Raw genomic sequence first — 23,342 nt, 5'->3', positions numbered from 1 at the left:
TAAAAAAATATAGATTCATAACAAATAAAAAAAATATAAAATATTATAAATTTTATTTAGTTACAGCAAAATTTGGCCCCATCATCTAAATTCTTTTATCATCGAACATAAATAATCCCACAAATGCTTATGTTAACCACAATGGGTAAGTTACAAAAAAAGCCTATTTAGTGGTAGAATCAGCAGCTTTTTGAAAATTCATCAAAAAGCTGAATATATTGTTTTTAAAAAAAATAATATATTTTCTGCTTCAAATAAAAATAAGCTATAAAAAAATAAAGCTTACATAAATAAAAACTGTTCTTAATTTATCGCAAAATGAATAAGTACAGTGTAGGAGCAATCATAATAAAAGGATAAAAATAAGTATGAAAAAAATTTTTAATGCATTTAAAAGAAACCTCGCATGGCAAATCCTATTTGCTTTGGCTTTGGGTATTATTGTCGGTGCGATATTACATGGCATCAATGCAGATGTAAGCCATCCTTTGCATCAATGGTATAAATCAGCTCATGTGAATTTTCTAAAACCACTGGGTGATATCTTCATCAGCATGATCAAAATGATTGTGATACCCATTGTGGTCACAACACTCATTGTTGGTATTGCAGGAATGGACAGTGCAAAAAAATTAGGCTCATTAGGGGTCAAGACCATTCTATATTTTGAAATAGTCACCACCGTTGCTATTGTGATTGGCCTATGTGCCGCCAATATCTTCCAGCCAGGTACAGGAATTGACATCAGTTCATTAGGCCCTGGTGGCGATATTTCTGGTTATGTACAAACCTCACAAGAACTACAAGAGAAACCTCATGGTATTGTGGTGGCTATTTTGTCCATGATTCCAACCAATATCATCAACTCTATGGCAAAAGGTGACATGTTACCTGTCATTTTCTTTTCCGTATTCTTTGGTATGGGGCTGGTCTCTCTTCCCAAAGAACAAAAAGAGCCTTTACTTAATGTCTTAAAAGCCATTTCTGACACCATGTTCAAAGTAACCAATATGATCATGCGTTACGCCCCTATTGGTGTATTTGGTTTAATTTCAGTGACAGTTGCACAATATGGCTTTGAATCACTCTTACCATTGGGTAAATTGGTATTATTGGTTTATGGTGCAATGCTGGTTTTCACATTATTGGTATTAGGTGGCATTGCCAGACTATGTAATTTAAGCATTATTAAGTTAATTCGCATTTTAAAAGAAGAACTGATTCTCGCTTTTTCTACTGCCAGTTCTGAAACCGTATTACCCAAAATCATCCAAAAAATGGAAAGTTATGGCGCACCAAAATCGATTACTGGTTTTGTTGTCCCAACTGGTTATTCATTTAATCTCGATGGTTCAACCCTATATCAAAGTATCGCTGTTATTTTTATTGCTCAATTAGCAGGTATTGATTTAACGATAGTCCAAGAAATCACTATTGTGATCACCCTAATGATTGCCTCTAAAGGTATTGCTGGTGTGCCAGGTGTTTCTTTTGTCGTTTTATCTGCGACCTTAACCAGTGTTGGTTTACCACTTGAAGGTTTGGCCTTTATTATGGGCGTAGACCGTATTTTGGATATGGGTAGAACTGCGGTGAATGTATTGGGTAACTCATTAGCCGTATTGGTTATTGCCAAATGGGAAAAACAATTTGATGTAGAAAAATCAAAACAGTATGAACAAGAAATGCTGGGTACCAAACCTCAAAATTAATATCAATAAAAAAACGCCTGTTTACAACAGGCGTTTTTTATATCTTAAAAATATCCTTAATCCACAACAGTAAAACGAATAGGCACTTGTTCTTCACCATTAATGTTCACATTTAATAAATATGCACCCTTAGGATCAAGCTCTGGATCTAAAAACCAACATCGCTCAATCATTTGTGTTTCATCCAGTTTTTCTGTTTGAACAATAGTCCATGTTTTTTTATCTGCAGATGAAGTAACTTTCATATTAGCGTCTTCAGATTCAAACGAACCTTGGTCTGGTAACTTAAACAGTTCAACAGATTTTATTGGCTTACCAATCAAATGATCACTTAACTGAGCAACCCAACACCACCCCATACCTTCACGTAAAGAGAACTCCTTCGCACTGGTATCAAGCTCCTCATTTGAAACAGCTTTACCAAAATAAAAATCTGAAACCGTTTTCCCTTGTGCAAATACAGGGTTTAAAACACCAAAAAACAATGCTATTGAAACAAAATACCTCATGCTGAATCCTTTAAAAACGCCTTATTAATGAATCATATACCTTATATTGTTTTAATTCATCTTAAACAGGTTTTCTTTGCATTCTTTTACTTTTACCCTGTAGTAACCATGTCTGTAATGCAATAATTGTTTTTGCATCAACAATTTTGCGTTTTTTTAACGCTTGCTTTACTTGTTTTTTTGTCAACAGAACCGTTTCAACAAATTCATCTTCATCGGCACTTAACTGGCTATTTTGCTGTACCCCATTTGCCTGATATAAAAATAATTTTTCATCGCAAAACCCTGGAGCACTATAAAATTCATGCAGCAAAGTCACACTTTGTGCGGTATATGGGGTCTCTTCTGCTAATTCCCTTAAAGCTGCGCCAGCTGCCGCTTCTTTTGGTTTATCTAACTTACCGGCAGGAACCTCTAACATTATTTCCCCAGTTGGATGTCGGTATTGCTTCACCAAAATGACCTTATTGTCAGGGGTAATGGCTAATACACATGCAGCACCATTATGGCGAACAACCTCCCTAGGGGCCTCATGCCCATTTGGCAAAGTCACTTTATCCAATAAAACCCGAATAATTTTGCCAGAAAATAGCTCTTTTGATTCAATTAGTTTTTCTTCCAGTGACACTGCCATCATATTCCTTTACCATATCAGATATTAAAATTTAGCGATACTATATATTACTCTCGTCTATTTTGGAAAAATGTTTGTAATAAATTTTGGCTTTCTTGCGCCAAGACACCACCCAATATAGCAGTATGCGTATTAAGTTTAGAAGAGGCAAATAAATTAACCACACTACCTGCTGCCCCCATTTGAGGTTCCCTTGCGCCAAAAACAACCCGCTTTACCCGAGCCTGTAGTATTGCCCCTGCACACATAGCACATGGCTCTAACGTAACATATAAATCACAGTTTTCAAGTCGACAATGATTCAAAAAAGCCATTGCTTGTGTCATGGCCACTAATTCAGCATGCTGCATGACACTGTTTTTTGCCATACAATGATTAAATCCTGAACCAATAATCTGCCCATCTTTAACAACAATGCAACCGACAGGCACTTCTTGTATACCAAAAGCTTTCTTCGCCTCTTCCAAAGCACACTTCATATAGTGTTCTAAAGTATTTTGTTCAGGGAAAACTGCAACAGGTAGTGCTTGTTTCACCAAATTTTTTAAGCTATTTTTTTTCTCTATACTGATTTGTTGTACAGGAATCCCTGTCGTAATAGATTCTAAAGACCATAATGTTGAAAAAGTTAAAGTTAGTCCTGCTTGCTTTAACAATAAAAAAGCCTTAACGACCCCCATATCCATTAAGTCTTGAACGGTATGAATGTGCCAAGAAGCAAGTTGTGCAACAACTTTAGGAGGCAATGGTGGTGTACTTAAAACAATTGAATTTATTTGAGTTTTTTCTTGAACCATAAAACCAAAGAAACCAAAGAAACAGCTAAAGTCATTTTAATACCACCTTTTCTCTTCCTGAAAAAAGTGGATAAAAGCAAAGCCAATACTTCTGATGAACCTAAAAGAGTCCATAGAAAACGATTTGATTGAATTTTCTGCTTACTGGCATGAACATCCAATAATAACTGAATACGTAATGCTTCCCCTTTTAATAAAAGAAGCTCTTTTTCCTGCTGACGCTTTAATTGTTGAGCCTTAAAAAACATTATTCAGCATCCCTTCCTTCCAAAGCAGCCAAATCTTTTTTGATTTCTTGCAAGGTTTCATAAAAAGGAGGTTTTTGATTTGCTGCATGGCGCGCCAAACAGAAAACCAGAAACAATGCCATAACCAAGAAAAAAGCCACTAAAATAAAGAATACCCAAATTCTTGCTTCAGGGCTCAATACCGCGTTTAGCCCAAACAATAGAGCCACAAAACCAAATAAAACACACACACTCAAAGCAACGAGCAAGATCATCATGGTGATCAATTGCTCTTTTTGAGCCTGTGCTTCTAAACTAAACATTTTGGCTCTTATATAGGCCAAATCCCAAATCGTTTTGGCAATTCTTTTTACCCGAGAAGGTACTGATAATGAAGCGCGTTCAGACATACTGCACTTTCAAATAAATTAAACAGAATAAAGAAACAGCCACATTATCACATTTTATGAATAATATGGCTGATTCATTTGAGATTAACGACGAGAAATTAACAATCCTAATAAAAATGCAATGGCTGCAGCCACACCAATTGCTTTATATGGGTTGTCATGAACATAACCATCTGTTGCTTTTGCTGCACATTTAGCACGGGCAACAACATCATGTTCTACTTCATGTAAATGCGCTTTGGTTTCTTTTAATCTTTGCAACAAACGCTCTTTAAAGACATGTGCTTCTTCATTGCCCTTTTCTGCCGCAGCATCTACTAGCTGTTCGGCATTATTCAATACTTCACGTACTTCGCTCAACAATTTTTCACTTTGTTCTGCAACATTTTTAGCCATAACGACCTCCTTTTATTATTCATTTTTATCAAACATTTATACTTTATATCACCCTAAAGTTATACACGTCAACCTTAAAAGAACTTTATAGTGAATTTAACAAATAATAGTTAAAAAAATAGTTTAATGTTCACTATTTTAATATCTGACACCCTAAAATCATTTTCGTTCCGCTGCATCTATTCTCTATGTTATCTCTCCCTTCTTTCAGTCATAACATCCACATCAAACGACGATTTTTATATATAACCATAAATTGATTTCATGTTCCTTAACCCTTTTACCTTATCGATCTAAAAAACCGCTTGTAATACAGATGAATGAACCAAGTTTAGTAAGCTCAAATCACACAAATTAATTTATTTTATAAATTAAAGTGTTAAATTTAATTTATTGGTCTATACTGAAGAATGTATTGTGCATCTTGCCAATACCTTTTTGGAGTAACAAAGATCATGAGCAAACATAATCAAAGCAATAAAGAAAACAAAAAATCACCCCTTTTAAACGCAAAAGAAAAAAGAGCGAAAAAACAACTCAAAAAACAGGAGTTAAATACATTGACTCCATTAATCACCAGATAACAAAACCATAAATTCGCATTTAGTTGTTAAATGCTATAAGAACAGATACCAGAGAGTAACGATGAACTTTATTCTCTTATCTGTTTTTTATCCCAATTAAAATATTAACCCATAATCCTTTCATTTGAAGACACAATCAAAAATCTTTAAGTCTTTACCCCTAACCATTCACTCTTTTATTCAATTTTAATTGAAATTTACTGACAACATCCTATCTCTGATTGGAGATGAACATGATAGCCTACCTTATTTTGGTACACCGCCTACCAAACCAGTTTAAAACACTTTTCCATGCAATTTATCATCCTGATAATTATTATTTAATTCATATTGATAAAAAATCAGATCCCCAGCTACATATTGAAATTAAGACATTCTTATTAGCATTTTCTAATGCTTCATTATTAGAAAGTAAAGTCACCAATTGGGGCGGTTATAGTTTGGTAGAAACTGAGTTACGGGCAATTCATCAACTACTGGACATGCATCTTAAATGGCAATTTTTTATTAACCTTAGTGGACAAGATTTTCCCCTAAAAACCCAGTTTTATATCCACGACTATTTAAATCAACATAAAAATCAAGATTTCATTAAGGTCATCAACCAAAAAGACATGCGTCCTGAAACGATGAATCGTATAGAAAATTATGTATTTGAATCAGATGACGAAGTGATTTTAGTAGGAGATACAAGGAAAAATCATTATATGGACAATGTGACCCCCTATATTGGTAATCAATGGATGATATTAAGCAGGAAATTTTGTGAATTTGTGACCCATAATAATGAAGTAGAACGTTTTAAAAATTTTTATAAAAACACATTCATTGCAGATGAAGGCTTTTTTCAAACAGTGATCATGAATACCAGCTATGACAACCAAAACATTATCAACAATGACAAACGCGAAATAGATTGGGTACAACTTCCAAACGAAATCAAATTAAGACCAAGAAATTTCATACAAGCTGATCTTTCTTTTTTAATGCACAGTGACCATTTATTCGCACGAAAATTTGATGAATCCGAGGATGAGACCATACTCTCTTCTCTTGAAACATATCTTCTGGAACAAAAAAAGAATGAATTTGTACCAAACATTACTTCAGCCCATGTACACGATCACATATAACTGAACAATTGGTACTTTCTACTATTCAAGACAAGAACCCAAACAAAGGCAATTTGATAGGAGTAATCATAAAAATGATCTCTGAATCAATTGCCTTTTTATTTTTCCTATTATGATGTAATCAATAAAATCCATTTAAAATGTACGACTTGATTTTAGAATAAAGATTTTTTAATAATCACATTATTCTTATCTACAAGAACCAAACACACAGCACCACTCTGAGAAGTACGAATATTTTTCATAAAATGATATTCTTTTTGATTTGAGTCCAACTGTTTAATATAAGGTTCAATGACGATATTACGAAGGGTTAATTCTTTTTCAAAATCCTTTACATTCATCGATATATTTACCGCATCACAAATAGCATCAGCCATATCTCGTTCTGCTTTTGCCACTGAATTGAAATCAGTCTTTATCACATAAATAAACACACTCACCATAATAAGCCAAACAATAACGAACTTAAATCCAAATAATTCAGCAAATTTATAGTACAGATTAAACATTTACATTTTCCAAATTGTGTTTTGTGTATTAACGAGGGCATTTTTTAGTCATGAATAATATAAACATCCCTTATTTAGCTCACTTAACCCCATTACCTGATGCGCGTTTTACAACCACATCCATCATTTACCTCTAAATATAATTCATCATTTTATTCAATCTGCTGACCAATTGTTTCTATTAAAAAATCCATCACTGCTCTTACCCGCTTAGAAGCCTTTAGCTCAACATGGGTAACCAACCAAATTGCTTCACTCAAAACACTCTGACCAACCTGTGCCAAATCAGTATCTGTTTTGGCAAAAAAACAAGGCAGTATAGCAAGCCCCATACTCGCCTTAACGGCAGCAAGCTGTGTCACTAAGCTGCTGGTTTTCAGCGTAAAAGACATATTTGGAACATGCTTGAACAAATACTCAGATGCTGGCAAATGAATATGGGCTTCATCCCATCCCACAAACCGATGACCTGTTAACACATTGTTGACCGGATGCTCTTGAAGATACTGATGGCTACCATAAATAGCAGATGTCATGATGCCAATTTTTTGCACAGTCACATTACCTTTTTGTGGCCTCACTAGTCGTAAAGCAATATCCACCTCATTACCTGCTAAACCAACCATACCAACACCTGTGATCAATTCCAGTGTGATATCTGGATATAAAGCTTTAAACTTGGGTAACGCAGGAATAATAATATGAGTGGCAATGGTATCTGGCGTGGCAAGTCGTACCACGCCAGAAGGGTAATCATTCATGCTGTTTGTTACACGCTCAAGAGCACTTAATTCATGCTCTATCGTCTGTACACGTTCTAATATATTCACAGCTGCATCCGTTAAAGTATAGCCTGTTTGATGCCGAATAAACAAAGGAAGGCCAAGGCCATCTTCTAATGCGCTCATACGTCTGGCAACCGTTGAAATACTCACCCCATATTTCAATGCTGTATTGGTTAAACTGCCTGTTTTGGCAATATGCGAAAAATACTTTAAATCATTCCAATCCATTTTATTTTCCATTTTTGCAAAATATTCTAGCTAAATTGTCTATTTTTAGAAAAAGAATAATTCATTATGATCAAAAGCGCGAGTAAATTAATCAAGAACTTCTAAAAGGAACGCCAATGAACACAAATACCCCTAAACCAAACGCCATTCCACCATCTAAAGTGGTACAAGCCTATTTAACTTCTTTTGGGCAAAAAAATACTGAACAAGCATTGTCATTAATTGACGACAACGCAGTATGGCATATCGATGGTCAGCTCAACGTTTCAACCGTTGGTTTATTAAAAGGCAAGAAACACATACGACACTGGCTGGAAAATTTTCCACAAAATTTTCTGCCCCGTCAATTTACCATTAGCCAAATACTCGAGAAAGAAAACGATGTTATTGTAATAGGTGCTTTTCGCCATTTAATAAAAAAAACAGGCAACACCATTGGCAGTGGTATGGTCATCCACTTTACTGTACAAAATGGTTTAATCAAACGTTATCAAATTTTTGAAGATTCCGCATTACTACAACGCGCCTTTAGTGAACCCACACATGACTGGGTTCAACAAGAAATTCGTATCAACGATACAGTCTATGCCTACTCCGACTTAGGTGAAGGCCCTGTGATAATATTTGCCCATGGTTTATTTGTTGACCGTACCATATTCGAACATCAAGTAAACGAGCTGGCAACAACCCATCGCTGTATTGTATTGGATATGCCTGGTCACAGTAAAAGCGGCTTTAATAAAGCAGGGTGGACATTGGATGATATTGCCGAAGATATCTTATTGATGATAGAAGAGTGCTCTTTTGGTGAACAAATCACCTTTATTGGTCAAAGCCAAGGTGGTATGGTTGGCCTACTGCTGGCTGCTAAAAAGCCAGAACTGATTTCAAAGCTTATACTTATTGGCACAAGCGCGCGAGCTGAATACCCTGAACGAATCGAGTCATGGTTATCATTACGTGAAACACTGCGAACAGGCACCAAAGCACAGCAAGAACAGGCTTTTTTAACAATACAAAACCGAGTCAATACCGCTCATTGGCTTGAGGCTAATCCTGAACTGGCAAAAAAAGAAAGAAACATTATGTTATCGCATCATCAAGAAGGCATTACCCTTGCCCTTGACGCTGCCACGATTAACCGAAAAGACATTCGTTCAACATTTAACCAAATCACAGCAAAAACTTTAGTGGTGTGTGGTGCAGAAGATCAAGCAACACCTTTAGAACTGAGCGAAGAAATTGCTCAAAATATTGCACATGCACAGTTACATATACTAGAAGGTGTGGCACATCACCCCCCCATTGAGGCACCAGAAACATTAACAATGCTCATCACTGATTTTATTAAATCGATCAAAATATTATAATCATCATAAATTAAGATTAGGGGGGTTTTTATGACAGCATTAAACTCATTGATCAATATTGGTAATGAAATGCAAAGAAAATTGCAAACAGCAGGTATTGCCGATGCTGAGCAGCTTAAAGCATTAGGCGCCAAAGAAGCTTTTTATCAATTAAAATTGCGATTTCCTGAAGTTTGTTTGGTCCATTTATATACATTATATGGCGCTATTGAAAATATTGAATATAATAAGTTGTCAGAAGAAACAAAGAAAGAATTAAAAACTTATCACAATGCGTTAAAACAATGACTGAACTTAATTTTAATAATTAAAGGAACAATCCATATGCCTTACACACTTTATATTGGTAATAAAAACTATTCCTCTTGGTCAATGCGTCCTTGGGTTGTCATGAAACATTTTGATATTCAGTTTGAGGAAAAATTAGTTCGTTTTGATAGTTTTGCAGCTGACTCTATTTTTAAACAAACCATTGTACCCCTTAACCAATATGGTACAGTGCCTGTTTTAGTCGACAATGACCTTATTGTGACTGATACACTTGCTATCTGTGAATACCTAGCAGACAAACACCCCGATTTACCCTTATGGCCAACTAATATCAACCAAAGAACACAAGCAAGAATACTTGTTGCCAAAATGTATAGTGGTTATCAACATATCCGTCATCATTTTCCTATGAATATTGAAGCGTCCTTTCCTGAAATCGGGCAAATTGTTCTACGAGACCACCCAGAAGTCAAAAAAGAACGACAACTGTTGGATCAGAGTCTATCAACCGCGCTACAAAAATCAGAGGGTGATTATCTATTTGGTCAATTTAGTATTGCAGATGCCTTTTATGCACCAATGTGCTTAAGATTAAAAAACTTTAATATACCCACATCAGAAACATTGGAACGTTATATTCATACTGTCTGCCAAACAAAAGGTGTACAGGATTGGATTTCAGACGCACTGCTAGAAAAAGATTTTATACCGATGGATGAGCCTTATCGCTTTAGCAGATAACCCTTAACACGGCATTTCTCTCACTATTTTCAGTTAGTCATAAAAGACACATGACATTAGACATTTTTATGACTAACTGAATTTATTATTTAATCTTAAGAAAAAAACAATCAACACAGACTTTTATGTTTCAGTACAACTTAATGCATTAGACGTCAAACAATATTACCCATATCCAATTCAGTACATTGATTAAACGCCGCAAATTTTGTTAATTCTTCTATAAGTTGTTCTCTAAAAGAATCCATTTTGACAGATTGATTCTCATGATAAAAATTGAATACCTTTAAGCATTTTTCTTTCCTATCGGCTTTACAATCAACCCTGCCAACAAATTGATCACCAAATAAAATCGGTAAACAAAAATAGCCAAACGTGCGCTTATGAGCAGCTACATAACATTCAAGACGATAATCAAATTTAAATAAAAGGTTAAGGCGCTCCCGATGAATAATCGCATTATCAAAAGGAGAAAGTATTTTTAATGTGTTTATTGGTTTTTCAGTGTTTTCCAATGCTTGAGCATCAATATAAACATCAGGCATCTTATCCTTATTTAGCACCGAAACCAGCCCTTCTTGAATTTTTTGTTCCAACGCGGTTTTAATCGCCTGTTTCACATTATTTTCTGTACGCAAATGAGTTAATTGTTTCCAAGTAAAAATACCATGTGCTTGAATCATATTATCAATAAGATAATCAGCATATTCTGATAAAGAAGGCGCAGTCAAATTAATATCAGCGGGAATCACCCTTTCAGTCAGGTCATAAATTTTCTCCATGCCCTTTCTTTCCCGAATCGTTAAATCGCCCTGCATAAACAACTTATCCAAGGCATGTTTGCCCTCTCCTCTGCTCCAGCTACGAGTAGTATTGCTGCTCCCTATACCAAGTGCCTTCATGCTGGTTGGGCCATCAATACGAATTCGCTCATAAATTTCATGCATCAATCGAGGGTTCGCATTAGAGAAATACGGATGACTCTTACCCTCACGGACAGACGACATCAAAGGCAAAGCAAATCGATAATCACGCATAGGCAAATAAGAAGCAGCATGAAACCAATAATCAAACACCTTTCGGTCATAAACCAACTGCTGTAAATATTCAGGCGTATAGTCAGGTACTCGACTCCACAAAACATGATGGTGAGCGCGCTCAACAACCGATAAGGTATCTATTTGAATATAACCAAGAGATTCAATGGCGCATTGTGTGCCATCTAGCCCCAGCCCAAACGTTGGTGAAGTTAAGCCTTGACGGGATAAGGCTAAATATCTTAACCATTCTTTCATAACAGCCCTTTAAATTTTTATATTCATTTTTGGCAAACAAAAGTCATAACTTATTATTCACCTATATTTTAATTAAGATAAACAAAATAACTTACCGTTTTCGCTTATATCATTTGCGTACATGCCTTATAATCTGTGTTATATTTTATGCACATTTTTTAAGCCCAAAACCAATATGAATATCAAACTCACCGATCAAGACAAAATTCAAATTCAAGATTCAGACGATATATACGGCATTATGCAACGTATTTTGTTACGTGAGAATAAATTCGATCAAGAGAAAGAACATTTTTGGATTATTGGTTTAAACCAAGCAAGCTATATTTTGTATATTGAATTGGTGAGTTTGGGCAGCACCAAAGCCACCATTGTGGAACCCATGAATGTATTTAGGGTGGCCATTTTAAAAAATGCCACACGCGTGATTGCTGTACACAACCACCCTGCTGGCACCATGAAACCATCGGAAGAAGACAAAGAAATTACCGATAGATTGATTCAAGTTGGGCGGATTATTGATATAAAAGTCGAAGATCATTTAATTATCAGCACCACTAATTATATGAGTTTTAAAGAAGTGGGGTTAATGGATGAGTTAGAGAAAAGCATTAAATATGTGCCCAGTTACCAATTAGCAGAACAGATTCGTAAAGAAGAAAAAGCGGTTGCGAAAGAGGCATTAAAAAATGCTCAAGATGCTCATGAACAAGAGAAAGAAAAAATTTTAACTTCTGCTATTAGCTTTTTAATTGAGAAAGAATTGAAACCTGCACAAATTGCTAAGATACTAGGTCTTTCTACGCAAAAGGTGTCGAGTATTATTCGGAAGATGAAGGATAATTAAAAGATTTTTTGTTATGATAAAGTTTAGTAAAATATTTCATTATTTCAATAATCCCACTTCTCTTCAGCAATCGATGTATCTTTCAATAGTTGCTTATAGGTTTGCCACTTAGGCAGATATTTATCCATTAATGCAATAAAATGATTATTATGGTGCCTTTCTAATAAGTGTACTAACTCATGGACTAGAATATATTCCAAGCATTCAATAGGTTTTTTTGCTAACTCTAAATTAAGCCATATTCTAGCTGTTTTAGGTTCACAACTACCCCATTTAGTTTTCATACGACGCACACCTATAAAACTAGCACTAACACCTAACTTAGTCTGCCATTTGTCAATTAAAGGAGTTAATTGTTTTTTTAACTGTACTCTATAATAATCGCTTAGTACTAGTTGCTTATTTTCTACGGTTGTATTGGGAGAAATATAAAGTCTTAATTTGTTCATGCCTTGCTGAATAATATAATGCTTACCTTTTGCCTCAATTACTTCTAATAAGTACCTTTTCCCCCATAGATAATGGCTTTCACCTGTGAGCATCTCTCTGTCTGATTGCCTAATTTGTGCCTGAAAATCTCTCTGTTGCTTCCGAATCCAAGACAAACGTTGGATAATAGCACTGCGAATAAGATCATCATTTAATTTTTTTGGCGCAGAAACCCTGATCTTACCATCAGGAGGTAATACACTAATATGTAAATTTTTAATGTCTTTTTTAATAACAGTAATAGTCAAACTACCAATAGACATCATCATTAATGGTATTCTCTCTGCATCTTAACTAATTCAAATACTTCTTCTACAGAATAGTTAGTGCCTTCTAAAGCTTGATCAATAACTTGCTTAATTTTCCGCTCTTTCTGCATATGGCCTAACCAATCAGCTTTTTTAGAATTTCTAATAGCTTCATCTAGTCTATTAGCTAACGCTTCATCTTTACCCAGATTATCATAAAAAGCACGTTTAGCTAAGGTATCTATAGAGTCAGGATAATTACAATCTTCTTGCTCCTCAGGTTTAACCGTTTGTTTTGCTAATACAATAATCTCTTCTAAATACTTTTTATATTCAATGGCATTTTTACGACGCAGTTCTATTAGCTCATCCAACAATACAGACATCTTTTCATAATATTTAGGATTAACAGGATTTTCATCTACTATCTTTTTACGAATATTATTTTCAATAGCCTCAGACATAGCTTCTTGATTACCACCCATACCCTTTAATACAGTATCTACACCATCTAACCCTTGATTAACGATTAACTCTATCAATCCTAAATCTTCAAATTTTGCTACTTCTTCTGATTGATCAGCACTAATATACATATCCAATAAACGACGCATAGCAGGCTCTATACTCTTCATATCCAGATAATCACCACTAGCCTGCTGTATTTCTAACTTAAGCTGCCTATATTGCTCTACTTCCTCTCTAATAGTCTTAATCTGCTCAGCTGTATAACCAGCCTCACCCATTTCATTAGCAATATTAATATAAGCTCTGATGACTTTAGAAACTTGTTTATATAAGGTAATTCGTAAAGGCTCTTTATCAGTAAGCGCTTCATTATTTTCACCAGAAATGCCTGTAAAATAATGAATATAATCTTGCTGCGCTCTTGGGGCTGGCACTACTTCACATAATCCTCTAATTGCTTCTAAAGCATCATCTAAATCTTTTTTAGCTTCAATTAAGCGGTCTTTTAATAAGCCCTCAATATCTGCCTTATCATAATGAGCAAAAGCATCAGAGGTATAATCTTTAATGGCTGCTTTTAATGATTTAAATAAGTCTCTATAGTCAATAATATAACCGTAGTCTTTATCATCACCATCCAAACGGTTAACCCGACAAATGGCTTGAAAAAGCGCATGATCTTGCATTTGCTTATCAATATATAAATAAGTGGCTGGCGGTGCATCAAAGCCTGTTAATAGCTTATCAACCACTATTAACAAGCGCATTTGTGCAGGTTGCTTAATAAAGCGTTGTTTTACCTCTTGTTCAAATCGCTCAACTTTATTAGCCGCCTCGTTTTCTGGTTCATCAAAATGCTTAGCTAACATCTTGCGATAAACATCATACTTTAATAATGCTTCATTTTTCCCTTCACCTGTTTCTTCCTCTTTAATACTGTTAGGCGTAGGTTTATAGCTGGTAACAATAGCACAGTGTCCTTCTAACTCTGTATCTTGTAATAATTTAAAAATGGTACAGGCTTGATAAACACTGCTACAAACTAATAACGCATTACCTCTTCTATCTTTTAAACGAGGTCTAAGCTCCATATCCAAAACGATATCATGTACAATTTGTCTTAATCGAGGCTCACTTGAATGAAGCTTTTGCAAGGTTCCCCATTTTCTTTTTAACTCTGTTTTAGCGTAACGGGTTAAATTACTTGTTTTAGACTCAAACCATTGATCTACTCGTTCAGGGCTATTAATAAACTGGTCAATATCCCTAGCCTCATAGCGTAGATCTAGCACTACACCATCCGCTACTGCTTCATCAAATTTATAAGTATGAATATAAGGGCCAAACACTTCTAAAGATTTCTTTTTGTCTGCTTTTAATAAAGGTGTGCCTGTAAAACCGATAAATAATGCTGAAGGTAAAAAGGATTTCATTGCATCATGTAATTTGCCTGACTGAGTACGGTGGCATTCATCCACAAACACAAAAATATCACCTTTAGCTCTAAAATCCTTAGTAATATTTTTTTGTAACTCTGCTATAAATTCCTCTGTAGCTTTTTCACCCTCTTTTTCATTTTGATGTCCAAACTTATGGATTAATGAACAAATTAACCATTCCTCTGAAGTATTTAACCTAGTTATTAAATCTGTACCGCTTTTAGTTCGGTAAATATCTTCTCTAACGCCTTTAAATACATTCTCAATTTGCTCATCTAATTCGGTACGGTCAGTTATAATAACTACCCGTGAATCTTTAATATGCTCTCTAATCCATTTAGCTAACCATACCATGCTAAGGCTTTTACCTGAACCTTGAGTATGCCAAATAATACCGCCCTCTCTTTTAGCAATATATTGTTGTGCTGCTTTTACACCAAAATACTGATTATGACGGCAAGTTTTTTTAGCACCATGATCAAATACAATAAAATCATGAAGTAACTCAAGCAATCGCTCTTTACGGCATAATTGGTGAAGGTGATTATCTAGTAAATTAGTATAAGAGGATTGGTCTAATGGCTCTTTCCATTTTAAATAGTATTTTTCAGGGGTTTCGATAGTGCCATAATAAATACCTACACTATCACTACCAGCCATTACTAACTGCATAGTAGTAAAAAACTGCTGGATGAAGAGTTCTTTTTGATTATCTAAGTTTTGTCGAATACCCTTACCAATTTCAACTGAAGATCGTTTTAATTCTAATACACCTAGTGCAATACCATTAATATAAAGCACTATATCAGGGCGCTTTTTACATTGCCCTTGTACCGTTACCTCCTCAGCAATAGCAAACTCATTATTATCTATATTTTGCCAATCAATTAGCCAGATAGTTTGATTTTGTTCGCCAGCTTCTTGTTTTTCTTTAACACCATAACGCAGTAAATTATAAAACTCTAAATTAGCATCATATAAATATCGGCCACCACCTAAAGCAGTAGTCTGATCTAATCGGCGTAATACCTTATTTATTAAGGTATCACTAATTCCTTGCCTTTTTAACCAAGGTACTAAAATACTGGTTTCAATATTTTTATTATCGCGATCATGCCAATCACCCAAATAACTATAACCTAATTCGGTTTGAAAAAACTCAACCACTCTATTTTGGGTAACGCGTTCTTTTTGACCTATTTGGCTCATTATTATGATCCTTTAAATAAATACTTAATCCTAAATTAAACGGGTTTTACCTGTTAATAATTCTTGCATCATACCCTGTTTAATTAATTCAGTTTTAGCCAAACGCTTCTCAAGGGTTATTATTTCTTTGTCCATATCGGAGAGAATAGCGGCTATGGCTGTTTGTTCTAAATTATTTTTAGGTATGAATAGCTTAAAACTTTTAATATCAATAGGACTAATATGCGGAATAGCAGTAACGGTTTTAACTGTGTCACAATATTGCGTAAAAAAAATACTACAAATCCATTCTTTTAAATAATTTATATTAGTAACTTTTGATCTTACTCGAGCAACCCGTTGTAGCAACAAAGCTGGCAAGTCCGAACATTTAATTTGAGAGAAGCTTTTTCCCACTAGGGAACCATCCATAGAAATCACAATATCTCCTTCTAATAGTTCATATTGTTTAACCGCTGCTGTGATTTCTGACCAATATTCTGTTATATTTTCAGCCCAATCTATGGTTCCACGCTTGATATTTGAGCCTCTTAACAGTCTAACTCCATCTTTACAATATTGCTCACTTGGGAATGGAAAACCTGTTAATATTTCGCAACAATCACCTACTTGGTATATTTCCCAATCCTCAGGAATTTCGCCTAACTCACTTTGTTTAGTTCCTTTTAAACTGCCATCTTCTCGATAAGCAAAAGCAGGTAAGCGGGTTTTACCTGTCAATAATTGCTGCATAGTTGAAGTTTTAATAGCTTGTTTTTTAGCAATTAACTTTTTTAATTGATTAATTAAAGTATCTATATCTGAAAGGGCATTGGCTATGGCAGTTTGTTCTTCCTTTGGTGGAATAGGAATACAAATACTTTTTAAAGCACTCTTTGATAGACCATAAACTTTAAGTCCTGTTGCTAGTTTATCAAAGGACTTTTTAACACTACTAATTGAATGTAAATATGCTTTAAAACCATTGGCATATATATTATTAGTATCCCGTAATAAAAAAGTATGTAATCCAGAAATGATTTTTTTATCTTTTAAACCTAAAATCTCAATGCTCTTTCCTATTCCTTCATAGTCTTCTGAAGCATCAGCCATAATAACGTCACCATCCTTAATATAAGATGCTGCTACTAAAATATTTTTTTTAAGGTAAGGAATTTCAATTTTGTTAACATTTAATAAGAAATTCCATTTAGTATGAATATCACCATAATGAATATATCCGATGTTTCCATTCGTAGTTAAATCATTACGTGAATTATTTGCAGTTGATAAAAAGTTAAAAACAATACCATAAGTTGTAATATCCCAATCCTCAGGTATAACCCCAAGCTCTGTTAACTTATAGCCTTGTGGTATTTGTTGTTGTTTCATTTTACCACTCCAAACCCATGGCTTTTAAATGAGCAACCACTTTATCAGATAACTCTATTACCTCTTGCTCAAGTTGTGGTAAATGTTCAGCATAGCGTTCTTCTAGCTCCTTAATGCGGTTAGCTAGTTGTTGGGTAACCCGTTCTATTTCTGCTTGAATATTGGCTTGTAAGGTTGCTAACCATTTATCTTGTATTACAAGGGTTTTAATTTCTTGTAAGTTTAAGGTTGGATATTTATTTAATACTTTAGTATTTAAAGCAATCTCTGCTTCTTTTACTTCTTTTTTAGCGGCGGCTTCTTGTTCAATTAATTTTTTAGCTTGTTTTAGTATCGTTATTTCTTCTGTATCTGTAGCTGTTTTTAAGCGCTCAGCAACAGAAGTTTTAGTAACTTTATCTTTATCATTTATTGCTTCGGATAATAGTCCCTCGTCACCTGTATGTTCTTCAATGAAACTTTCTAAATTTTGAAGTGCAGTATCGTGCTCAGTTTGCAATTGATTAAGGTATTGTTGCTCTTTCTTAAAGTAAGTACTGATAATAAGCGTAGGGGGAATAATTTCTGCTTTATATTTGGCTTTATCAATGACTAGATCAGGGTTTTCTTTAAGTTTTTCACCTTTTTTAGCTACAAGCAACCTAATTTTATTGGCTATTTGCCAATCTTCCTGTACTAGTAAGTAAATATCATCTTGCATAGTATCTGCCCAGTAATCCATTAGGATTTGGTAAATATCATATTTATCCACTAGCTCACTATTTTGATAAGCTACTAATAAACTTTCTGATAGTTGTTTGATAATAGCTTTAGGGTGATCACCTTTCGCAATAGCCGCTAAATTAGCGTGCTCACTCCATGCCTTAAAAGGTTTTAAAGTACGCTCTGCAAAGGCTATAAACTCTGCATCTTGTAAAATGGTATTTTTGACTTGAGTAGCCTCTACTAAGGGACGGCTATAGTCTTCTCGCTCAAAAGCAAACAGTTTAGCTTTTAAATTAGGAAATACTTGCCAATAGTCCGCTAATGCTTCTATATCTTTGTTAGGTATACCTCCCTTTAAATGAGCAGTTAAATCTTGAATATCCTCAGGCTCGCTAGTATCAATATAACGGGGGATATTAAGGTTATAGTCATTGGTTTCTATTTCTGCCATAGGCACCATACGGCTATAACGTTCGATTTCTAATTGACTATTAAATACGGTAACGATTTTATGAATATCTTGGCTACGTAGGCGGTTTTTATTACCATCTTTTATAAAGCCTTTGCTAGCATCTATCATAAAAATGCCCTTACGAGCATTAGCATGTTGCTTATCAATCACAATAATACAAGCAGGTATACCTGTGCCATAAAATAAGTTAGCAGGCAAGCCAATAATACCTTTAATAAAACCTTGTTTAATTAAGTTTCTTCTAATGGTGGCTTCTGCATTACCTCTAAATAACACACCGTGAGGTAAAATAATTGCTCCTTTACCTGTGCTTTTTAGAGATTTAATAATATGCAGTAAAAAAGCATAATCACCATTTTTCTCTGGCGGAATACCCCATTCAAAACGTTTAAAAGGGTCATCTGTTGGGTTAAGACCACTAGTCCAGTTTTTATTAGAAAACGGTGGATTAGCCACTGCAAAATCAAATTGTTTTAAATTGCCATTACCATCTGTCCACTGAGGACTAGTTAAGGTATTACCTTGGTAAATTGAAGCATCTGAAGCATTATGTAAAATGGTATTCATACGTGCCAAGGCACGAGTTGCATTATCCATTTCTTGACCAAAGATAGTTAACCCTCTTGGCGCTTCGTCATTAGCTTTTAACAACAACGAACCCGATCCACAAGTGGGGTCATAAACTGTAGCATCTTGTGGCGTATTTTCATTAATACCGATAATTTTAGCCAGTATCTGCGATACTTCAGAAGGTGTATAAACTGCCCTTTACTTTTACCAGATTCAGTTGCAAAGTGGCGCATTAAGTATTCATAAGCATCACCTAGTAAATCATCCCCTTCCGCTTTATTGCTAGTTAGGTCTATACCTTCAAAAATACCAATAAGCTTAGAAAGGCGATCAGTCATTTCTTTACCTTTGCCTAGCTTATCTTCGTCATTAAAATCAGCTACATCTATAACGCCTTTTAGATCATTTTCTTCTGCAATACGACCAATGATTTTATTAATTTTATCGCCAAGCTCTTTATCCCCTTTAAGCTTAACCATATCGTCGAAGCTAGCGCCCTCTGGCACTATCAATTCAGCATAACGTTCGCCTTTAAATTTATCAGAGATATATTTAAGAAACAGTAATGTTAGTACATAGTCTTTATATTGCGAGGCATCCATACCGCCCCTTAATTCATCACAACCTGCCCATAATGATGAATAAAGCTCTGTTTTCTTAATGGCCATAATATTTTGTATCCTAAAGTCTTCTGAATTTAAATTAAGGGTTATTTTATATATTCAAAAAAACACATAACAATAATCTTCTGATGATAATTTATTAAACCTATCATAAGCAAAAACCTAGTTGTTCTATAATGATACAACTAGGTTTCATAAAGCCGCATGATATTTTAATATGCTAAAAAACTACCCCCACTTAATATCTTTCCTACTTATTCCCACTCAATCGTCGCAGGCGGTTTACCTGAAACATCATAAACCACACGATTAATACCGCGTACTTCATTGATAATCCGATTCGATACACGCCCTAATAAGTCATAAGGTAAATGCGCCCAATGTGCGGTCATAAAGTCGTTGGTGATTACCGCGCGTAAAGACACCACGTATTCGTAGGTACGACCATCACCCATTACCCCAACTGATTTAACGGGGATAAACACCACAAATGCTTGGCTGGTTTTGTCGTACCAATTTTGTCCATTTTCATCGACGGTATTGCGTAATTCCTGAATAAAAATATCATCGGCACGGCGTAATAGGTCGGCAAATTCGGCTTTAACTTCACCCAAAATACGCACCCCTAAACCTGGGCCGGGGAAAGGATGGCGGTACACCATTTCACGTGGTAAACCAAGGGCGACGCCCAGTTCGCGTACTTCGTCTTTAAACAATTCACGCAAAGGTTCCAATAGGCTTAAATTTAGGGTTTCTGGCAAACCACCTACATTATGGTGGCTTTTAATGGTATGGGCTTTTTTGGTTTTTGCCCCTGCTGATTCAATCACATCAGGGTAAATGGTGCCTTGTGCCAGCCATTTAGCATTGGTTAGTTTACCTGCTTCTGCTTGAAATACTTCAACAAACTCACCCCCAATGATTTTGCGCTTTTGTTCTGGGTCGGTAACACCTGCCAATTTGCTCATAAATTCGTTCGATGCATCGACGCTGATGACTTTAACGCCTAAATGGTCGGCAAACATATCCATCACCATTTTGCCTTCGTTTAAGCGCAATAAACCATGGTCAACAAACACACAAGTTAGTTGATCACCAATGGCTCGGTGAATCAGTGCCGCAGCAACGGAGCTGTCTACCCCACCAGATAGCCCTAAAATAACCTCATCTTGCCCAACTTGTTCGCGGATTTTGGCAATGGCTTCGTCAATATAATTGGGCATGGTCCAACTGGTGTCGCAACCACAAATTTCATGGACAAAGCGGTTGATTAATGCGGTACCTTGTTTGGTGTGGGTGACTTCTGGGTGAAACTGCACCCCATAAAAACGGCGCTCATTATTGACCATAACGGCAACTGGGCAACTGGGGGTTAAACCAATGATTTCAAAACCTTCTGGCGCTTGGGTGACTTTATCACCATGGCTCATCCATACATCAAGAGCAGCCTCTTCGCTGTAGTCGCTGATGCCTTGGGTTAAGGCATTGGTTTTAAGAGATACTTTGGCATAGCCAAATTCTCGTTGATCGCCCTGCTCTACTTTACCGCCAAATTCATAGGCCATCCATTGCATGCCGTAACAAATGCCTAAAACAGGCACGCCTAAATCAAACAAGCCTTTATCGGCATGGTAGTCCGAATCATAAACAGAATTTGGGCTGCCCGACAAGATAATGCCTTTTGGTGCGTATGCTTTTATATCCGCTAAAGGCATATCATAAGGGTGTAATTCGCAATAAACGTTTGCTTCACGTACTCGACGTGCAATCAGTTGAGAAACCTGTGATCCAAAATCAAGAATCAGTATTTTATCCATATTTTTTAAATGCCATTTTAATTAGTTAAAATCTGCGTCACGCTTTTTTGCTACACGACGCTCGTTTTTATAAGGAATAAAGCTTGCACGGGCCAATAATAGACACAAGCCCAAAACCACCATACCCGCTGCGAGAATCACAGATAATCGAATAGATTCTTGATGATTTAAGTAAATGCCCACACCGCAATACATCAAAAAAGGGCCAGCCACGATAGAGGACTTATTAAAGCCATCCATAATAAAAATCAGCACGCCAATGACCATAAAAATGGCGGCAAATAAGGTACTGGTTGCTGGCAGCAAGTCCAGAATATTCAATAACCACAAGCCACCTATGGCAATTAACACCAAAGGAAAAAACGCTGAGGGTTTGTTCATGATGATTAACCTTTATCTCTAATTAAACGTTGTTTTTCACGTTGCCAATCACGTTCTTTCAGTGTTTGGCGTTTATCATGCTGTTTTTTACCTTTAGCTAAGCCTACTTCTGCTTTAATCATGCCGCGGCTAAAATGAAAATTCAGTGGCACTAGGGTATAGCCTGAGCGTTCTACTTTACCAATTAATCGGTTAATTTCGCTTTGTTTGAGCAAAAGTTTACGTTGACGCACTGGGTCGGGGTTAATATGGGTTGAGGCTGTAGGCAATGCGGTAATATGGCAGCCCACTAAATAAAAGGCGCCCTTTTTCCAATGTATGTATGCTTCTTTTAATTGAATGCGCCCAGCACGAATGGCTTTGACTTCCCAACCTTGTAAAACCAAACCTGCTTCTAAACGCTCTTCAATAAAATAGTCATGAAATGCTTTTTTATTATTTGCAATACTCATTTTATACTCCGATTAAGCGCTCATTTTAACAGAAAGTATATGGCAAGTTAAAATCATTCTGGCGTTATGCCAGAATATCTTACTTCTGATAAAACTCTTTCAGAAAGAACTTAAAAAAATGGTTCAATTCATGGCATAATTCGCACTTAAAACATATGGATTCAATTGGCACACATCATGAAAGTTGAAAAAAATATTCTGGTTCCTTACACACCGAAACAAATGTATGAATTAGTGGATCATGCTGAAGATTATCCTACATTCTTACCTTGGTGTGCTCAGGCCGATATTATTTCTCGTACCGCAACAGAACAAGTGGCGACTTTGCATATGAGTTATTTGACTATTAAGCAAAAATTCACCACCAAAAATGTCAACGACCCTTACAACAGCATTCAAATGCATTTGGTTGAAGGCCCTTTTAAAAAATTATATGGTTTGTGGAAATTTACGCCCGTAGGTGATGTTGGCTGTCGCATTGAATTTTCTATCGAGTATGAATTCACCAATGCTTTTTTCGATAAAATTATTGGCCCTGTTTTCAGTCAGGTGAGCAACAATTTAGTGGATGCTTTTATTGAAGAAGCAGAAAAACGATTTGATGATGATTAAATCGCTCTCTTAAAGATTCTATTTATTTTTTTACAA

Annotated in this window: 23 protein-coding genes and 1 pseudogene; 8 read left to right on the top strand and 16 right to left on the bottom strand. The window is 35.6% G+C overall.

All coding sequences use genetic code 11. The features are described 5' to 3' along the window. The first annotated feature begins 368 nt into the window (after window positions 1-368). Entirely contained in the window at window positions 369-1,712 is a 1,344-nt protein-coding gene (gene gltP / locus AADH04_RS09930) for a glutamate/aspartate:proton symporter GltP (protein ID WP_434777122.1), read from the top strand. Window positions 1,713-1,768: 56 nt separating this feature from the next. Here the strand turns inward: gltP and AADH04_RS09925 are convergent, their stop codons facing one another. The 6 genes from AADH04_RS09925 to AADH04_RS09900 form a co-directional block, all read right to left on the bottom strand. Continuing rightward, window positions 1,769-2,221, bottom strand: coding sequence for a hypothetical protein (locus AADH04_RS09925; RefSeq protein WP_434777121.1), 453 nt, complete (start codon window positions 2,219-2,221; stop codon window positions 1,769-1,771). Between the two features lie 61 nt (window positions 2,222-2,282). After that, the gene (locus tag AADH04_RS09920; protein ID WP_434779830.1) at window positions 2,283-2,849 is read right to left on the bottom strand and encodes an NUDIX hydrolase; all 567 of its coding nucleotides are present in this window, start codon (window positions 2,847-2,849) and stop codon (window positions 2,283-2,285) included. Between the two features lie 53 nt (window positions 2,850-2,902). Then, complete coding sequence (locus AADH04_RS09915) at window positions 2,903-3,652, bottom strand: deaminase (RefSeq protein WP_434777120.1); 750 nt, start codon at window positions 3,650-3,652, stop codon at window positions 2,903-2,905. Further along, complete coding sequence (locus AADH04_RS09910) at window positions 3,628-3,900, bottom strand: hypothetical protein (protein WP_434777119.1); 273 nt, start codon at window positions 3,898-3,900, stop codon at window positions 3,628-3,630. Before AADH04_RS09910 ends, AADH04_RS09915 begins: the two co-directional genes overlap by 25 nt. Beyond that, complete coding sequence (locus AADH04_RS09905; RefSeq protein WP_434777118.1) at window positions 3,900-4,289, bottom strand: phage holin family protein; 390 nt, start codon at window positions 4,287-4,289, stop codon at window positions 3,900-3,902. The genes AADH04_RS09910 and AADH04_RS09905 overlap by 1 nt, the downstream gene beginning before the upstream one ends. A gap of 84 nt (window positions 4,290-4,373) precedes the next feature. After that, a complete protein-coding gene (locus AADH04_RS09900) occupies window positions 4,374-4,685 on the bottom strand; it encodes a DUF883 family protein (RefSeq protein ID WP_434777117.1) in 312 nt (103 codons plus the stop codon). Window positions 4,686-5,140: 455 nt separating this feature from the next. Between AADH04_RS09900 and AADH04_RS09895 the strand changes: the two genes are divergently transcribed. After that, window positions 5,141-5,269 (top strand): hypothetical protein, encoded by a 129-nt coding sequence (locus tag AADH04_RS09895; RefSeq protein ID WP_434777116.1) that lies wholly within the window; start codon window positions 5,141-5,143, stop codon window positions 5,267-5,269. 233 nt (window positions 5,270-5,502) lie between these two features. Then, window positions 5,503-6,402, top strand: coding sequence for a beta-1,6-N-acetylglucosaminyltransferase (locus AADH04_RS09890; protein ID WP_434777115.1), 900 nt, complete (start codon window positions 5,503-5,505; stop codon window positions 6,400-6,402). A gap of 155 nt (window positions 6,403-6,557) precedes the next feature. Here AADH04_RS09890 and AADH04_RS09885 read toward each other — a convergent pair whose 3' ends face one another. Together AADH04_RS09885 and AADH04_RS09880 are read right to left on the bottom strand one after the other, a co-directional pair. Continuing rightward, window positions 6,558-6,914, bottom strand: a complete 357-nt coding sequence (locus AADH04_RS09885; protein WP_434777114.1) for a hypothetical protein — start codon at window positions 6,912-6,914, stop codon at window positions 6,558-6,560. Between the two features lie 152 nt (window positions 6,915-7,066). Continuing rightward, window positions 7,067-7,927: a LysR family transcriptional regulator gene (locus AADH04_RS09880; RefSeq protein ID WP_434777113.1), complete on the bottom strand. Its 861-nt coding sequence runs from the start codon at window positions 7,925-7,927 to the stop codon at window positions 7,067-7,069. A 116-nt stretch (window positions 7,928-8,043) separates the two neighbouring features. Here AADH04_RS09880 and AADH04_RS09875 point away from each other — a divergent pair, with 116 nt between their 5' ends. Genes AADH04_RS09875 through AADH04_RS09865 form a run of 3 tightly spaced genes read left to right on the top strand, consistent with a single transcriptional unit; the run spans window position 8,044 to window position 10,308 of the window. Further along, window positions 8,044-9,297 carry an alpha/beta fold hydrolase gene (locus AADH04_RS09875; RefSeq protein WP_434777112.1) on the top strand — a complete coding sequence of 418 codons (1,254 nt, stop codon included), beginning with the start codon at window positions 8,044-8,046 and terminating at the stop codon, window positions 9,295-9,297. A 30-nt stretch (window positions 9,298-9,327) separates the two neighbouring features. Then, on the top strand, window positions 9,328-9,585 hold the full coding sequence (locus AADH04_RS09870; protein WP_434777111.1) for a TfoX/Sxy family DNA transformation protein: 258 nt from the start codon (window positions 9,328-9,330) through the stop codon (window positions 9,583-9,585). A gap of 36 nt (window positions 9,586-9,621) precedes the next feature. Beyond that, window positions 9,622-10,308: a glutathione S-transferase family protein gene (locus tag AADH04_RS09865; protein WP_434777110.1), complete on the top strand. Its 687-nt coding sequence runs from the start codon at window positions 9,622-9,624 to the stop codon at window positions 10,306-10,308. A 155-nt stretch (window positions 10,309-10,463) separates the two neighbouring features. Here the strand turns inward: AADH04_RS09865 and AADH04_RS09860 are convergent, their stop codons facing one another. Further along, window positions 10,464-11,603 carry a winged helix-turn-helix domain-containing protein gene (locus AADH04_RS09860; RefSeq protein ID WP_434777109.1) on the bottom strand — a complete coding sequence of 380 codons (1,140 nt, stop codon included), beginning with the start codon at window positions 11,601-11,603 and terminating at the stop codon, window positions 10,464-10,466. 175 nt (window positions 11,604-11,778) lie between these two features. Between AADH04_RS09860 and AADH04_RS09855 the strand changes: the two genes are divergently transcribed. Further along, on the top strand, window positions 11,779-12,450 hold the full coding sequence (locus AADH04_RS09855) for a JAB domain-containing protein (RefSeq protein ID WP_434777108.1): 672 nt from the start codon (window positions 11,779-11,781) through the stop codon (window positions 12,448-12,450). A 44-nt stretch (window positions 12,451-12,494) separates the two neighbouring features. Here the strand turns inward: AADH04_RS09855 and AADH04_RS09850 are convergent, their stop codons facing one another. From AADH04_RS09850 to smpB, 7 genes and pseudogenes are all read right to left on the bottom strand, one after another. Continuing rightward, entirely contained in the window at window positions 12,495-13,202 is a 708-nt protein-coding gene (locus AADH04_RS09850; RefSeq protein WP_434779829.1) for a M48 family metallopeptidase, read from the bottom strand. A 5-nt stretch (window positions 13,203-13,207) separates the two neighbouring features. Further along, window positions 13,208-16,303, bottom strand: a complete 3,096-nt coding sequence (locus AADH04_RS09845; protein WP_434777107.1) for a type I restriction endonuclease subunit R — start codon at window positions 16,301-16,303, stop codon at window positions 13,208-13,210. Window positions 16,304-16,333: 30 nt separating this feature from the next. After that, the gene (locus AADH04_RS09840) at window positions 16,334-17,674 is read right to left on the bottom strand and encodes a restriction endonuclease subunit S (RefSeq protein ID WP_434777106.1); all 1,341 of its coding nucleotides are present in this window, start codon (window positions 17,672-17,674) and stop codon (window positions 16,334-16,336) included. Window position 17,675: 1 nt separating this feature from the next. After that, window positions 17,676-20,023 (bottom strand): annotated as a pseudogene (locus AADH04_RS09835) (type I restriction-modification system subunit M). Between the two features lie 275 nt (window positions 20,024-20,298). After that, on the bottom strand, window positions 20,299-21,861 hold the full coding sequence (guaA, locus tag AADH04_RS09830; RefSeq protein ID WP_434777105.1) for a glutamine-hydrolyzing GMP synthase: 1,563 nt from the start codon (window positions 21,859-21,861) through the stop codon (window positions 20,299-20,301). Between the two features lie 21 nt (window positions 21,862-21,882). After that, window positions 21,883-22,242 carry a hypothetical protein gene (locus AADH04_RS09825; RefSeq protein ID WP_434777104.1) on the bottom strand — a complete coding sequence of 120 codons (360 nt, stop codon included), beginning with the start codon at window positions 22,240-22,242 and terminating at the stop codon, window positions 21,883-21,885. 5 nt (window positions 22,243-22,247) lie between these two features. Then, window positions 22,248-22,694, bottom strand: coding sequence for an SsrA-binding protein SmpB (gene smpB / locus AADH04_RS09820; RefSeq protein ID WP_434777103.1), 447 nt, complete (start codon window positions 22,692-22,694; stop codon window positions 22,248-22,250). A gap of 177 nt (window positions 22,695-22,871) precedes the next feature. Here smpB and AADH04_RS09815 point away from each other — a divergent pair, with 177 nt between their 5' ends. Next, the gene (locus AADH04_RS09815; RefSeq protein WP_434777102.1) at window positions 22,872-23,306 is read left to right on the top strand and encodes a type II toxin-antitoxin system RatA family toxin; all 435 of its coding nucleotides are present in this window, start codon (window positions 22,872-22,874) and stop codon (window positions 23,304-23,306) included. Window positions 23,307-23,342 lie beyond the last annotated feature (36 nt).

This window comes from Neisseria sp. Ec49-e6-T10 (genome assembly GCF_051132615.1).
Taxonomy (GTDB): domain Bacteria; phylum Pseudomonadota; class Gammaproteobacteria; order Burkholderiales; family Neisseriaceae.
This window is presented reverse-complemented; position numbering and strand designations above follow the sequence as displayed.

Excerpts from the sequence above, each read along its gene's own strand:
- AADH04_RS09860 (WP_434777109.1), bottom strand. The coding sequence starts at position 11,603 with ATGAAAGAATGGTTAAGATATTTAGCCTTATCCCGTCAAGGCTTAACT.
- smpB (WP_434777103.1), bottom strand. The coding sequence starts at position 22,694 with ATGAGTATTGCAAATAATAAAAAAGCATTTCATGACTATTTTATTGAA.
- AADH04_RS09915 (WP_434777120.1), bottom strand. The coding sequence starts at position 3,652 with ATGGTTCAAGAAAAAACTCAAATAAATTCAATTGTTTTAAGTACACCA.
- AADH04_RS09885 (WP_434777114.1), bottom strand. The coding sequence starts at position 6,914 with ATGTTTAATCTGTACTATAAATTTGCTGAATTATTTGGATTTAAGTTC.
- AADH04_RS09840 (WP_434777106.1), bottom strand. The coding sequence starts at position 17,674 with ATGAAACAACAACAAATACCACAAGGCTATAAGTTAACAGAGCTTGGG.
- AADH04_RS09845 (WP_434777107.1), bottom strand. The coding sequence starts at position 16,303 with ATGAGCCAAATAGGTCAAAAAGAACGCGTTACCCAAAATAGAGTGGTT.
- AADH04_RS09850 (WP_434779829.1), bottom strand. The coding sequence starts at position 13,202 with ATGTCTATTGGTAGTTTGACTATTACTGTTATTAAAAAAGACATTAAA.
- guaA (WP_434777105.1), bottom strand. The coding sequence starts at position 21,861 with ATGGATAAAATACTGATTCTTGATTTTGGATCACAGGTTTCTCAACTG.
- AADH04_RS09865 (WP_434777110.1), top strand. The coding sequence starts at position 9,622 with ATGCCTTACACACTTTATATTGGTAATAAAAACTATTCCTCTTGGTCA.
- AADH04_RS09910 (WP_434777119.1), bottom strand. The coding sequence starts at position 3,900 with ATGTTTTTTAAGGCTCAACAATTAAAGCGTCAGCAGGAAAAAGAGCTT.
- AADH04_RS09875 (WP_434777112.1), top strand. The coding sequence starts at position 8,044 with ATGAACACAAATACCCCTAAACCAAACGCCATTCCACCATCTAAAGTG.
- AADH04_RS09890 (WP_434777115.1), top strand. The coding sequence starts at position 5,503 with ATGATAGCCTACCTTATTTTGGTACACCGCCTACCAAACCAGTTTAAA.
- AADH04_RS09815 (WP_434777102.1), top strand. The coding sequence starts at position 22,872 with ATGAAAGTTGAAAAAAATATTCTGGTTCCTTACACACCGAAACAAATG.
- gltP (WP_434777122.1), top strand. The coding sequence starts at position 369 with ATGAAAAAAATTTTTAATGCATTTAAAAGAAACCTCGCATGGCAAATC.
- AADH04_RS09905 (WP_434777118.1), bottom strand. The coding sequence starts at position 4,289 with ATGTCTGAACGCGCTTCATTATCAGTACCTTCTCGGGTAAAAAGAATT.
- AADH04_RS09825 (WP_434777104.1), bottom strand. The coding sequence starts at position 22,242 with ATGAACAAACCCTCAGCGTTTTTTCCTTTGGTGTTAATTGCCATAGGT.
- AADH04_RS09855 (WP_434777108.1), top strand. The coding sequence starts at position 11,779 with ATGAATATCAAACTCACCGATCAAGACAAAATTCAAATTCAAGATTCA.
- AADH04_RS09895 (WP_434777116.1), top strand. The coding sequence starts at position 5,141 with ATGAGCAAACATAATCAAAGCAATAAAGAAAACAAAAAATCACCCCTT.
- AADH04_RS09925 (WP_434777121.1), bottom strand. The coding sequence starts at position 2,221 with ATGAGGTATTTTGTTTCAATAGCATTGTTTTTTGGTGTTTTAAACCCT.
- AADH04_RS09870 (WP_434777111.1), top strand. The coding sequence starts at position 9,328 with ATGACAGCATTAAACTCATTGATCAATATTGGTAATGAAATGCAAAGA.
- AADH04_RS09880 (WP_434777113.1), bottom strand. The coding sequence starts at position 7,927 with ATGGATTGGAATGATTTAAAGTATTTTTCGCATATTGCCAAAACAGGC.
- AADH04_RS09900 (WP_434777117.1), bottom strand. The coding sequence starts at position 4,685 with ATGGCTAAAAATGTTGCAGAACAAAGTGAAAAATTGTTGAGCGAAGTA.